We start from the raw sequence: 12,654 nt of genomic DNA, 5'->3' as shown, positions 1-12,654 counted from the left end.
TCCATCTTTCGGAAAGGGTACGCCCACGAATCTGAAAAGCCCGTTAACGACGCTGACGGTGCCCCGCGTCGCCCTGACGCGCTTGCCCCCTTCAGGCAGAGCGCGCATAACATGCACCAGCAGAACAGGAGTTCCCGCATGATCGGCCGCCTCAACCACGTCGCCATCGCCGTTCCCGACCTGACCGCCGCGGCGGACCAGTACCGCACCGCGCTCGGTGCCAAGGTCGGCGCACCGCAGGACGAACCGGACCACGGCGTCACCGTGATCTTCATCGAACTTCCCAACACCAAGATCGAACTGCTCTACCCGCTTGGCGAAGGCTCTCCGATCCAGGGCTTTCTCGACAAGAACCCGGCCGGCGGCATCCACCATGTCTGCTACGAGGTCGACGACATCCTCGCCGCACGCGACCATCTGAAGTCGACCGGCGCCCGCGTCCTCGGCGACGGAGAGCCCAAGATCGGCGCCCACGGCAAACCCGTGATCTTCCTGCATCCGAAGGATTTCAACGGCTGCCTCGTGGAACTGGAGCAGGTCTGATGGGCCCGACCTCGGCCGCGGTTCTCTTCGCCGTCATCTGGTTCCTGACCTTGCTGTGCATCGCGCCGATGCGGCTGAAGACCCAGCAGGATATGGGCAAGGTCACCCCCGGCACCCAGTCCGGCGCACCCGAGGTCCATCACCTCAAGGCAAAGCTCTGGATCACGACAGGCGTGTCGGTCGTGCTTTTCGCGATCATCGCGGGAATCATCGTCTCCGGCTGGATCACCGTGCGCGATCTGGACATGTTCCACCGCATGGGCCCCGGCGCCTGAGCCATCCGGAACGTCGCGGGGGCTGTCTGCCCCCCGGCGCTGACGCGCCTCCCCCCGAGGATACTTTGAGCAAGATGAATGGGCCTGCGGGTTTCATCTTGCCGGAAATATCCCCGCCGGAGGCGTCAGCGGGCAGTCAGCCGGTGATAGATATGGGTAAAGGTCGCCGCCCCCAGGATCGGCACCACGAGGTTCAGCAGGGGCACGGATAGCGGCACGGCCATCAGCACGCCCGCCGCCCAGATGGTCAGGAAGTGCTTCTGTCGCAGCACCTTGGCCCTGTCCCGCCCGACGCGGCGCATGGCGGCCAGCGTGAAATATTCGCGCCCAAGCAGGAACCCGTTCAGCCCCCAGAAGATGAACAGCGCAAATGGCGCAAAGAAGGCATAGAGCACCAGCGCCAGCAGGTTCGCCACGATGATCACGCCGAGGAATGCCACCGTGTCGCGCACCGCGTCGAAGAACGGTGTCGGGATCGCGGGCGGCAGGCCCGGATAATGCCGGTCCTCCACCGCTGCGGCAACATCGTCGAGGAACATCGATGTGATCGCGGAGGCGACCGGCACCATCAGGAAGACCGAAAGCACCAGCATCAGCCCGAGAGAGGACCAGGTGATCAGGTCCTTCAGCCAGGTGACCTCACCGATCAGGGGCAGCGTCGCCTCTTCGCCGACGCTCCATTGCAGGAAACCGAGGAAGGCAGCCGTCACCGCGGCAAGCAATGCGACCGTCAGGGCGATACCGATCAGCAGAACGCGGCGGAAGCGCGGGTCCCCGACCTGGCCGAGCGCCGCGAAAAAGGACGCGAAGATCACGCGGGCAGCCAGGTGATCAGCGCCGGGACATCCGGGCGGGGACGCTCGGCCGGGGGAGAGACGAAGCTGCCGATGTGCACGATGCCGGCAACCTCTTCCTCCGGCGCAAGTCCAAACCCCTGCTCGACGAATCCCCGGTCGAAGGAGATCCAGCCGGTTACCCAACCCGCGCCCCAGCCCGCAGCCAGCGCGGCATTCACGAGGCTGAGACAGACAGCTCCCGCCGACAGCGTCTGCTCGCGCGGCGGCACCTTTTCGGACGGCACCGGACGTTCCACGACGACAACTGCAAGGTGTCCCCGGTCGAACTGGCCGCGTCCCTTCGCCACCGTCTCCGCATCCTTGCCGAGCGCCTGCCCGCGCGCCTCCGCCAGATCGGCCAGGCGGGCCATTGCGCCGCCTTCGATCACCACAAAGCGCCAGGGCACCAGTGCCCCGTGATCGGGGGAACGCGCGGCATAGCCCAGAAGTGCCTCCACTTCCGCACGGGAGGGAACTGGCGGCACCAGCACCTTGGGCGAATGTGACCGGCGGGTGGCGAGGAAATCGAGGACGGGCTGATTCTTGTCGGGCATGGGCACTCCGGTCTGCTGCCGCCTATGTCGTCGCCACCGCCGTCCGCGTCAAGGTCGCCGGAACAGATGTTCCGCTTGCATGCGTTGATGTGCTGCCGTGCGTGAATCGACAGGAATGAGCGGAATTTGTCAGCCTTCGCCACTGCGCATCGTGATTTTCGGACAGTGTCATCGGCTATCGAAAGTTAGTGCCATCTCCCGACCACGCCGTTGCCGCACCCCGAACTGCGCAATCTTCGGCCCGCCTTGCAGGTTCAGACCACCCGTTCCGCAACTCCCCGGTCAGCGCGCGGCCCGCCCGGTCCGCGCCTCTTCCTCCGTCATGCCATGATTGAGGCGGGCGCGGAGGACCTCTGGCACATGCCGTTCGGCCCAGTCGCAGATCTGCCCCATAAGCCCGGCCAACTCCTCGCCGAGTGGGGTCAGGGCATAGTCCACGCGCGGCGGAACCTCAGCATGGACCCGGCGCACGACCAGCCCGTCCCTCTCAAGTTCCCGCAGGGTCTGGGAAAGCATCTTGGGCGAAATCCCCTCGATCTTTCGCGCCAGTTCCGAATTCCGCATCCGGCCCCGCGTCAGCGCCCGCACGATCAGGTAGGTCCATTTGCCGGACAGCATGTCCAGCACGGTGTGGGACGCGCAATCCCGCCGGAACACGTCGAAACTGATGCTGTCGAGATCATAACTATCCATAGGGAAACTACTTACCGAATAAGTGCCTACTTCACAATGGTTAGTTTTGGCTCGATCAAGGGTTCCCGACCTTTGCAGAGAGGAGACCGAAAATGAAGAAGATCACCCAGATCCGGACCGGCGCGGCCGATGTCATGCAGCTTGAGGATAGCCAACTGCCCGAACCCGGTGCAGGCGAAGTCCGCGTCAGGATCAACGCTGCAGGCGTGAACCCGGTGGATGTCGCCGTCCGCGCGGGCCTTGTCGATTTCCTCGGCGCACCGCCCTTCACGATCGGCTGGGACCTTTCCGGCGTCGTGGAGGCGGTTGGACCCGGCGTGACCGCCTGGCGGACCGGAGACCGCGTTTTCGGCATGCCCGCCTTCCCGGCTCAGGTAGCCGCCTACGCGACCCATACCGTTGTTCCCGCCGCCGGGCTGAACCGGACGCCGGACAGTCTGAGCGATGCCGAGGCCGCAGCCCTGCCCCTCGCCGGGTTGACCGCATGGCAGGCACTGGTCACCCACGGCCGGATTGCCGAGGGCGAGCATGTCCTAATCCACGGCGGCGCGGGCGGAGTCGGCCACCTTGCCGTGCAGATCGCCAAGGCGCGCGGCGCCCGCGTTACGGCCACAGCCAGTCCGGAAAAGGTCACGATCACAAAAGGTTACGGCGCGGACATCGTCGTCGACTACACGCAGGATCAGCCGGAAGGGCCCTACGACCTCGTCCTCGATACGCAGGGGGCGGAGCACGTGATGCAGTCTCTGGCCACGGTCCGCGACGGCGGAAGACTGATCGCCCTGCTGCCCTTCGGCGACGAAGCGGAACAGGCGGCCAGGGCGCGCGGCATCCAGATCTCCCGCATCGTCGTTCAGACGGATACGGAGGGGCTGGACGAACTGACCGTACTGATCGCGAAAGGCCAACTGCGCGTCACCGTAGCAGGGCAGTTCCCGCTGTCGGAGGTTGCAGCCGCCCATGAAGCCCTTGCGGAACGGCCGGTTGGCAAGATCGTCCTGATCCCCTGAACGCCCGGAACACCCGGCTCCTCCGGGCGTCCGCATGCGCCCGAAGGAGCCGCGGCAAAGGACCCGCTGCTAGAAACCGAACTCCGCCGCCATCTCAGCGATCAGACCCGAGAAGAACGCATCCGCCCGCGCATTTGGCTGCCGGGTCGCCACTGTATGCGCCATCGGATCCTCGGCCCTGCGGGCGGACCCGGACAGCACCTCGATCACGCGATGCCCGCAGAAGGGTACGTAGACCTCGGAATAGCCACCCTCGTGCACCATCACCAGCCGCCCGCCGCACAGCCGTTCCGCAGCGGCCTTTACACGTTCAGTCATCGCACCGAAGGTTTCCACCGTGCAGAGCATCTGCGCGATCGGGTCGTAGATCCCCGCGTCGAACCCGCAGGCCACGACGATCACGTCGGGCCGGAACCGGTCGAGCGCGGGCAGAACGATCCGGTCCATGACCTCGAGATAGGCGACATGCCCCGCGCCCGGCGGCAGCGGCACGTTTATGTTGTACCCCTCGCCCGCGCTTCGTCCCCTGTCTGCCACGTCGCCGGTGTCGAGCGGATAGTTCCTTTCCTGATGGACCGAGACCGTCAGCACGTCGTCGCGGTCATAGAACACATGTTCCGTCCCGTTGCCGTGATGCACGTCCCAGTCCAGCACCGCCACGCGCCCGGCCAGCCCGCGCGCTTTCGCGGCCTCCACCGCGATGGCGATGTTGGCCATCAGACAGAACCCGTTCGGCCAGTCCGGCAGGCAGTGATGTCCCGGCGGACGCGACAGGGCATAGGCGTTCTCCACCTTCCCCTGCATCACATCCGCGAGCGCCTGCACAGCCAGTCCGGCCGACAGCGCGGCGATCTCATAGCCGCCACGGCTGAAAGGCGTGCGCAGGCCAAGTTCCCCTCCTCCCGCATCCGACACCTCCTTGAACCGGTCGAGGTACGACGCCGGATGCACCCGCTCCAGATCGGGGCGCGCGGCCATGTCGGCGGAGCGCACGGAAAGGTCGGAGGTCAGCCCGGTCACATCCATCAGGTTCTTCAGCCGCCGCTTGGTCTCCGGACTTTCGGGGAGCCCCCCGGCGGCGAGCGGCTGCACCAGCCCGCCGACCGGCATGGTCAGCGCATAGGTCCCGCCCGCATGCCAGAAGCAGCGTTCGTCCCAGTAGAAACCTGTCGTCATGTGATCTCCGCCCCGGCCGCCCGCATGCGGCGTCAGTCCTGCCGCGACGGGGTCAGCGTATAGCTCCCCTCCGGCAGGTTCATCGCCGCCGCCAGGTCACGCACCTGCGCCATCGACAGGGTGATCTTCTGCACGGAATCGAGCCGGGCATCATACTGTTCCACCGTCACGCATTCGGCGAAGGCGTTCAGCACCACGTCTTCCTGAAGCGGCGCGCCCCCGTCGTCGACAAGGGTGATGAGGGTGGAATCGAATTCGTGCTCGATCGTGAACATGGGGGCGAGCCTAGGACCTGTCCCGGACCCTGTGCAAGCAGCTTTGCCACGCCCGCCCCGGATCGCGATGCCGTGACACGCGGCTCGGTTGCAAGGCCGCCGGAAAACGCGGATAGATGAAACGAAGGAAGGGCAGGATGATCCGCAGGCAAATTCTCAGGGCGATGCTGTGTCTCCCGGCGCTGATGGCGCTGGTGGCCTGTGACGTGCCGGCGACCGTGACGCCCCCGCCGACGCAACAGGTGGACGAAAGCCCCTCAGTCACCGCCTCCCGCGTGGCCGCGCGCCGGTTCATCGCCGTGGCCAAGCGGGTCGAACCGGCAGCCGAACGGGCCTGCCGCCGCGATTCCCCGGACCTGAACTGCGATTTCCAGATCGCCGTGGACGACAGCCCCGACGCACCGATCAACGCCTTCCAACTGGTCGACGAGCGGGGCCGCCCGGTGATCGTGGTTACGGTGCCGATGATCGCCTATGTCCGCAACGACGACGAAATGGCCTTTGTCCTGTCGCACGAGGCCGCGCATCACATCGCCCGCCACCTCGACCGGCGGCGCGAGGCCACGCGCGCCTCGGCCCTGATCTTCGCCAGCGCCGCTGCCCGGACGGGGGCCTCCGGCGCCGCGCTGGAAACCGCCGCACGGGTTGGCGCCGTGCTCGGCTCGCGCGCCTATGCCAAGGATTACGAACTGGAGGCCGATGCCGTCGGCGCCCGCATCGCCCGGTCTGCCGGGTACGACGCAATCAACGGCGCGCGCTATTTCGAACGCGCCCCCGATCCCGGCAACCGCTTCCTCGGAACCCATCCTCCGAACGCGAACCGGGTGGAGGCCGTCCGCCGCGCCCTCGCCCGTCCATGATGCCCGTCCCTAAGGCGCGCGCCTGATGGATGTCGCGCGCCGGAGGGCTCTGCCCTCCGGACCTCCCGGGATATTTTCAAAACCAAAGAAGGGCCCTCTTCGGCATGGCAAATATCCCGGGGGGCACCGTCAGGCGGGGGGCAACGCCCCCTGCTCCTTATTCAGACCAGCCGACCCCAGAGGTCGTATTCGCTGGCCTCGTCCACCTCCACCCGCACGATATCGCCCGGAGCAAGGGAGCCCGTCCCTTCGTCGATGAAGAGGTTGCCGTCAATCTCGGGCGCGTCGGCCTTGGTACGGCAGGTCGCGACTCCGTCGGCGTCCACCTCGTCGACGATCACGTCCATCACCGAACCGACCTTCGCTGCCAGTTTCGCCTCCGAGATCGCCTGCGCCTTCTCCATGAAGCGCTCCCACCTCTCCTGCTTGACCGCGTCCGGCACATGGTCCGGCAGGTCGTTCGACCGCGCCCCGGCGACATTTTCGTACTGGAAGCAGCCGACGCGATCCAGCTGAGCCTCGTCCAGCCAGTCGAGCAGGACCTGAAATTCCTCTTCCGTCTCGCCGGGATAGCCGACGATGAAAGTGGAACGCAGGGTGATTTCGGGACAGATCGACCGCCACTCCGCAATCCGGTCCAGCGTGCGCTCCGCCGCCGCCGGACGGGCCATGCGGCGCAGCGTGTCGGTGTGGGCGTGCTGGAACGGGATGTCGAGATAGGGTAGCACCAGCCCCTCCGCCATCAGCGGGATCAGGTCGCGCACATGCGGGTAAGGGTAGACGTAATGCAGCCGCACCCATGCCCCGAGCGACCCGAGTTCGCGCGCCAGATCGGTCACATGCGCCCGAACCTCCCCGCCCTTCCAGGCCGAAAGGTCATGCTTCCGGTCCACCCCGTAGGCCGAGGTGTCCTGCGAGATCACCAGCAGTTCCTTGACCCCGGCATCCACCAGTTTCTCAGCCTCGCGCAGCACGGCGTTCGCGGGGCGCGACACCAGCCGCCCACGCATGTCGGGGATGATGCAGAACCTGCACTTGTGATTGCAGCCCTCGGAAATCTTCAGATAGCTGTAGTGCCGCGGTGTCAGCGAAACGCCCGAGGCCGGCAGCAGGTCGATGAACGGGTCCGGAGATGGCGGAACCGCCCCGTGCACCGCGTCCAGCACCTGTTCGTACTGGTGCGGCCCGGTGACGGCCAGCACCTTGGGATGCGCGCCGGTGATATACTCCGGCTCCGCGCCGAGACAGCCGGTCACGATGACCTTCCCGTTGGACGCCAGTGCCTCGCCGATCGCCTCAAGGCTCTCGGCCTTGGCGGAATCGAGGAACCCGCAGGTGTTCACGATCACCGCATCCGCCCCGGAATAGTCTGGAGAGATCGCGTAGCCCTCCGCCCTCAGCCGCGTCAGGATCCGTTCGCTGTCCACCAGCGCCTTCGGGCAGCCGAGCGAAACCATTCCGATGGCGGGCTGGCCCGGACGGCGGGTGTCCGACAGGCGCGGCAGGGGCGCGATGTCGGGGCGGAGGTTCGGCGGATTCTGCGACATGCAGCCGCCTATACGCCCTTGCCGGTTTTTTGCAACTGCCACGCCGCAACCGCCCGCGCGCCGCTTGCCGCCCGCCCCCCCCGTGCTAGGCTGGCGACGGCAAGTTACCGGAGGCCCCATGCGGCTGCTACGACTCCTGATCGGCGCGATTGTCGTCTTTGTCCTGATCCTTGGCGCCGGGCTGTTCCTTGTGCCCGGAGAGCAGATCGCCCGCGTTGCGGCCGAGGAACTGTCGCGTCGCACCGGGCGCGAGGTCACGGTCGCCGGCGACGCCCGTCTCAGCCTATGGCCGCAGCTTGGCGTGACCGTCGGCGCGCTGCAGATCGCCAATGCCGACTGGTCCGACAACGGCCCGCTCTTTCAGGCGCGCTCCGTCACCATCGGGGTCGATGCTGCCGCGCTGCTGAAAAAGGACATCCGCATTCGCGCCCTGCGCGCCGAAGGTCCCCAGATCCTGCTTGAGCGCAACGCCGACGGCACCGGCAACTGGGAGATCGAACGCCCCGCCGGAACCGCCACCTCCGCCACGGCCCCGGCCGCCCCCGCCGCGCCCGCGCGCGCCCTGCCCGCCTTCACCCTCGACCGGGCCGAGATCACCGGCGCCGCGCTCTACTACATCGACCGCCAGACCGGGACGGAGATCAGCCAGCGCGACATCGACCTGACCCTGACCTACCCGCAGGCCGACGGCCCCGTCGGCATCGACCTGACCCTGCGCCCGGCGGGGGACCCGGTGCATCTGACCGGCACCGTCGCGGACGCCACCGCCCTGGCCGCGGGCAACGTGACCGGGCTGAAACTGGACATCACCGCCCCCGGTGCAACCGGTGCATTCGACGGCCGCGCCTCTGTCCGTCCCGAGGCGCAGGGCAAACTGACCCTCGACGTTTCCGATACCGCCCGCCTGGCCAGGGCGTTGCGGCAAAGCCCGCCCGACCTGCCCGCCGGTCTGGGCCGCGATCTGCGGCTCTCCGGCACCGTGACCCTGACCAAAGACGGGCAGCTGTCCCTGCGCGAGGGCACCCTCGCTTCCGGCACCAACCGGGCCACGCTGGCGGCGGACCTGACGACCGCAGGCGACCGCCCCGTGCTGCGCGCCCAAGTGGGAGCGGAGGCGCTGGATCTCTCTGCCCTGACGACCGGTGACAAGGCGCAGGCCACCGCCGCGCCGACTGCCGGATCGGGCTGGTCGACCGCGCCGATCGACGCCTCCGCCCTCGGGCTGATCGACGGGGAAATCGGGCTGACCGCGCCCGAAATCGACCTCGGCGTGACAAAGCTCGGCCCGACCCGCACTGTCATCACCATCGACCGCGCCCGCGCCGTCGCCGACCTGCGCGAGGTCAGCATATTCGGCGGCAAGGTCACCGGCGAATTCGTCGCCAACAACCGCAACGGCCTCTCGGTCGGCGGGACCCTGAACGCCAGCAACATCGCGCTGCAACGGACGCTGAGCGAACTGGCCGGGATCACGCGCTTTACCGGCGACGCCTCGGCCACGCTGAAGTTTCTCGCCTCGGGCCAGTCGGTCGCGGCGCTGATGAATGCGCTGTCCGGCGAGGGCGGCATAGACACCGGGCGCGGCACGATCGAAGGCATCGACCTCGACCGCCTGTTTCGTGGCGGCGACCCGACCGGCGGCACCACGATCTTCGACGCGACCAGGGCAACCTTCACGCTGGACAAGGGCGTTCTGACCAACCGCGACTTGCTGATGAAACTGGCGGGGATCGAGGCCCGCGGCGAAGGCGCGATCGGGCTGGGCCGGCAGGACATCGACTACGTCTTCACGCCGGTCAGCCTGCAGGCGCGCAACGGTCAGGGGCTCGCCCTGCCTGTGGTGATCCGCGGGCCCTGGGCGGGTCCGAAGATATTTGTCGACGTGGAGAAGGCGATCCAGTTGAACGCGGCCGGGGAAAAGGCCCGGCTTGAGGAGGAGCTGCGCCAGAAGGCCGCCGACAAGCTCGGGATCGAACAGAAGACGGGGGAGAGCACGGAGGACGCGCTACGCCGCACCATCGAGGAAGAGGCGAAGAAGGGGTTGTTGAAGCTGTTCAACAGGTAGGGGGGTGGACCTTCCGTTTCGCGCCTGACATTGCGTTAGTCCCCCACATTTGGCGACGCCCCCTCACACCGTGCGACGCACCCTCACCCCAGCCTTCTCCCCCACGTAGGAGAGGAAGTCGCCGCAGCGCTCTCGCCAACCGTCATCCTCGGACTTGATCCGAGGATCTCCTGCCAAAGACGCCAGGCCGCTACCCGACCAGCCGCGCCGCCAGGGCAGCACGCATCGGGGCGTCGATCCCGATCAGGTCGAGATAGGCCACAGGCCCGCCGTAAGTCGTGTCGAGATGGCCAAGCACCCGGGTCATCGTCTCGGGCGCGGAGGCGAGGATCTGTTCGGTCCGCTCTGCCGTGTTGCCCCGCGCCTGGATCGCGACCCGCAACTCGTCCATCAAGGATGCGCCGAGCCGGGCGGTCAGGGCATATTCCGCCACCACCACCTCGCGCGGGATACCGGCGTTCGACAGCAGCAGCGCCGCGATCAGCCCGGTGCGGTCCTTGCCGGCGGTGCAGTGGAAATAGACTCCGCCCGGACCGGCGGCGGCGATGGTGCGCATCACCCGCGCCATGTTGTCCTTGCATTCGTCCAGTGCGCGGACATATCGGATGCCCATGTTGAACTGGCCGTCCACCTCTTCCGCCATGCGGTCGATCGGGGCCAGTCCGTCGAACAGCGGGATGTTGACGTAGATCACGCGGGGATCGTCGGCCAGCGGATTGGGCGCGGCCTCGATCTCGTCCGCGCGGCGCAGGTCGATGATGGTGGCAAGCCCGCGGCTCAGCAGGTCCTCGCGGTGCTCAGCTTCGATGCCGGTCAGCGCACAGCCGCGCCAGATCGCATCCATCCGGGTCACGGTTCCGGTTTCGGTGGTATAGCCGCCGAGGCAGCGGATGTTGTGTATGCCCGGATAAGGCAGGGCACGGGTATCGAGGGTCAGGGTCATGGGGCTCGCTCCGATCTATCGGCGGCACGGTACGGGATTTGCCCCGGATGACAAGATGCGCGGCGGTCCGGGGCGTCCGGCGGGGACATTTCGGACAAGATGAAAAAGGTTCAGCCCTGCCCGACCCCGCCGGGCGCAACCGCAACGGACTTGAGCACGACGTGACAGGCGCGGCCCGGCACGAGGCCTAACGCCTCGGCCGAGCGGCGGGTGACGCGGGCCAGCAGCAGGTCCTCCCCGGCGGAAAGCTGGACCATCACGCCCGGTCCCTGCCCCTGATGCAGCGCGGTGACCGTGGCCGGCAGGATGTTGAGCGCTGAGACCCGCTCCGGCCGGTCGAGCGCGATCATGACGTCCTGCGCGGCGATGCGGATGCGCAGCGGCTGCCCCCCGGCCCCCGCGACGGCGGGCAGGAACAGCCGCCCCGCCGACACCGCGACCTCCGTCAGTCCGTCCGCGTGATGCGCCACGATCCGCCCCGGCAGCACCGCCCCCGCCATGCGCGGGCCGAACACCGGCGCGAGGTCGGGCGCGGAAAGCAGGGCGGCGGCGGGACCGCTGCGCAGGACGCGCCCCTCCTCGATCAGCACAAGGGTGGTGGCCAGACGCGCGATCTCCTCGACCGCGTGCGAGACGTAGAGGATCGGCAGCCCCGCCTCGTCGCGCAGCCGTTCGAGATAGGGCAGGATGTCCTGCCGCCGGTCCTGGTCCAGCGCGGCGAGCGGTTCGTCCATCACCAGCAGTTCAGGCCCCGACAGCAGGGCCCGCCCGATCGCCACCCGCGCCTTCTCCCCGCCCGACAGCGCGCCCGGACGCCGCTCCTGCAACCCCGCGATACCCAGCAGGTCGCAGATCGGCCCAAGCCGCGCGTCGTCCTTCGCGCCGTAGAGGAGGTTGGCGCGCACGCGCAGATGCGGGAACAGGCGCGCGTCCTGGAAGACATAGCCGATGCGCCGCCGGTGCACCGGCACCGATAGGCCCTTCGCGCGGTCCAGCAGCACCCGCCCGTTCAGCACGACGCGCCCCCGGTCGGGATGAAGAAGGCCCGCCACAGCATTGACCACGCTGGTCTTCCCCGCGCCGGAGCGGCCGAAAAGCGCGGTCACACCCTCCGGCGCGTCAAATGCAACCGCAAGGTCCAGCGCGCCGAGGCGGGTGGCAATGTCGACCGAAAGGCTCATCCCCGCGCCCTCCGCATCATCCGGCGCGCCAGCCATTCCGACGCCAGCACCGCCAGCACCGCCACCGCGACGGAGACCACGACCAGCCGCAGTGCCGCACCGTCCCCGCCCGGCTGCTGGAGGAAGGCGTAGATGGCGGAGGGCAGCGTGCGCGTCTCGCCGGGGATGTTGGACACGAAGGTGATGGTCGCGCCGAATTCCCCCATGGCCTTGGCAAAAGCCAGCACCGCCCCGGCCAAGACCCCCGGCAGCGCCAGCGGCAGGGTCACCGTCGCAAAGACCCGCAGGCGTGAGGCCCCGAGCGTCGCGGCCGCCTGCTCCAGCCCCGGATCGACCGCCTCGATCGCAAGCCGGATCGCCCGCACCATCAGGGGAAAGCCCATCACCGCCGCCGCCAGCGCCGCGCCCGTCCAGCGGAAGGCAAAGACCACCCCGACCGAGGCCAGCGCCGACCCGAGCGGGGCCGCAGGGGACAGCGCCAGCAAGAGCAGATAGCCGACCACCACCGGCGGCAGCACCAGCGGCAGATGCACCGCGACATTCAGCAGGCCCAGCCCCGGGAACCGCCCGCGCGCCAGCAGCAGCGCCATGCCTATGCCGAAGGGCAGCGACACCAGCGTGGCCCAGAACGCGACCTTGAGCGACAGCAGCACGGCCGCCCATTCCTCGGGTCCCGGCCAGACCGTCGTCATGGCT

At 68.0% G+C, this 12,654-nt stretch carries 14 protein-coding genes; 5 read left to right on the top strand and 9 right to left on the bottom strand.

The annotated features are described in order from the left end of the window. Positions 1–138: 138 nt before the first annotated feature. Positions 139–543, top strand: a complete 405-nt coding sequence (mce, locus tag IEV87_RS02600; RefSeq protein WP_188476068.1) for a methylmalonyl-CoA epimerase — start codon at positions 139–141, stop codon at positions 541–543. Further along, positions 543–818 carry a DUF1467 family protein gene (locus IEV87_RS02595; RefSeq protein WP_188476067.1) on the top strand — a complete coding sequence of 92 codons (276 nt, stop codon included), beginning with the start codon at positions 543–545 and terminating at the stop codon, positions 816–818. The genes mce and IEV87_RS02595 overlap by 1 nt, the downstream gene beginning before the upstream one ends. A 125-nt stretch (positions 819–943) precedes the next feature. Here IEV87_RS02595 and IEV87_RS02590 read toward each other — a convergent pair whose 3' ends face one another. The 3 genes from IEV87_RS02590 to IEV87_RS02580 form a co-directional block, all read right to left on the bottom strand. Next, positions 944–1,633, bottom strand: a complete 690-nt coding sequence (locus tag IEV87_RS02590; protein ID WP_188476066.1) for an EI24 domain-containing protein — start codon at positions 1,631–1,633, stop codon at positions 944–946. Beyond that, positions 1,630–2,208 (bottom strand): nitroreductase family protein, encoded by a 579-nt coding sequence (locus IEV87_RS02585; protein ID WP_188476065.1) that lies wholly within the window; start codon positions 2,206–2,208, stop codon positions 1,630–1,632. Before IEV87_RS02585 ends, IEV87_RS02590 begins: the two co-directional genes overlap by 4 nt. Before the next feature lie 282 nt (positions 2,209–2,490). Next, a complete protein-coding gene (locus IEV87_RS02580; RefSeq protein WP_188476064.1) occupies positions 2,491–2,901 on the bottom strand; it encodes a winged helix-turn-helix transcriptional regulator in 411 nt (136 codons plus the stop codon). Between the two features lie 92 nt (positions 2,902–2,993). On the opposite strand from IEV87_RS02580, the gene IEV87_RS02575 reads away from it, so the two are divergent. Beyond that, positions 2,994–3,911 (top strand): NADP-dependent oxidoreductase, encoded by a 918-nt coding sequence (locus IEV87_RS02575; protein ID WP_188476063.1) that lies wholly within the window; start codon positions 2,994–2,996, stop codon positions 3,909–3,911. Between the two features lie 69 nt (positions 3,912–3,980). Here the strand turns inward: IEV87_RS02575 and IEV87_RS02570 are convergent, their stop codons facing one another. Next, a complete protein-coding gene (locus IEV87_RS02570) occupies positions 3,981–5,087 on the bottom strand; it encodes a class II histone deacetylase (RefSeq protein ID WP_188476062.1) in 1,107 nt (368 codons plus the stop codon). 32 nt (positions 5,088–5,119) lie between these two features. Then, positions 5,120–5,362 (bottom strand): hypothetical protein, encoded by a 243-nt coding sequence (locus tag IEV87_RS02565; protein ID WP_188476061.1) that lies wholly within the window; start codon positions 5,360–5,362, stop codon positions 5,120–5,122. A gap of 137 nt (positions 5,363–5,499) precedes the next feature. Between IEV87_RS02565 and IEV87_RS02560 the strand changes: the two genes are divergently transcribed. Then, positions 5,500–6,222 (top strand): M48 family metallopeptidase, encoded by a 723-nt coding sequence (locus IEV87_RS02560; RefSeq protein ID WP_188476060.1) that lies wholly within the window; start codon positions 5,500–5,502, stop codon positions 6,220–6,222. Between the two features lie 161 nt (positions 6,223–6,383). Here the strand turns inward: IEV87_RS02560 and rimO are convergent, their stop codons facing one another. Then, the gene (rimO, locus tag IEV87_RS02555) at positions 6,384–7,769 is read right to left on the bottom strand and encodes a 30S ribosomal protein S12 methylthiotransferase RimO (protein WP_188476059.1); all 1,386 of its coding nucleotides are present in this window, start codon (positions 7,767–7,769) and stop codon (positions 6,384–6,386) included. A gap of 118 nt (positions 7,770–7,887) precedes the next feature. Here rimO and IEV87_RS02550 point away from each other — a divergent pair, with 118 nt between their 5' ends. Further along, complete coding sequence (locus IEV87_RS02550; RefSeq protein ID WP_188476058.1) at positions 7,888–9,834, top strand: AsmA family protein; 1,947 nt, start codon at positions 7,888–7,890, stop codon at positions 9,832–9,834. A 190-nt stretch (positions 9,835–10,024) separates the two neighbouring features. Here the strand turns inward: IEV87_RS02550 and IEV87_RS02545 are convergent, their stop codons facing one another. The 3 genes from IEV87_RS02545 to modB form a co-directional block, all read right to left on the bottom strand. Beyond that, positions 10,025–10,777: a tyrosine-protein phosphatase gene (locus IEV87_RS02545; RefSeq protein WP_188476057.1), complete on the bottom strand. Its 753-nt coding sequence runs from the start codon at positions 10,775–10,777 to the stop codon at positions 10,025–10,027. A 110-nt stretch (positions 10,778–10,887) separates the two neighbouring features. Beyond that, the gene (modC, locus tag IEV87_RS02540; RefSeq protein WP_188476056.1) at positions 10,888–11,958 is read right to left on the bottom strand and encodes a molybdenum ABC transporter ATP-binding protein; all 1,071 of its coding nucleotides are present in this window, start codon (positions 11,956–11,958) and stop codon (positions 10,888–10,890) included. After that, positions 11,955–12,650 (bottom strand): molybdate ABC transporter permease subunit, encoded by a 696-nt coding sequence (modB, locus tag IEV87_RS02535; RefSeq protein ID WP_188478326.1) that lies wholly within the window; start codon positions 12,648–12,650, stop codon positions 11,955–11,957. The genes modC and modB overlap by 4 nt, the downstream gene beginning before the upstream one ends. Positions 12,651–12,654 lie beyond the last annotated feature (4 nt).

It is taken from the genome of Primorskyibacter flagellatus (assembly GCF_014638275.1).
Lineage (GTDB): Bacteria > Pseudomonadota > Alphaproteobacteria > Rhodobacterales > Rhodobacteraceae > Pseudooceanicola > Pseudooceanicola flagellatus_A.
The sequence above is the reverse complement of the archived record's forward strand: the minus strand, read 5'-3'. Positions and strand labels throughout refer to the sequence as shown.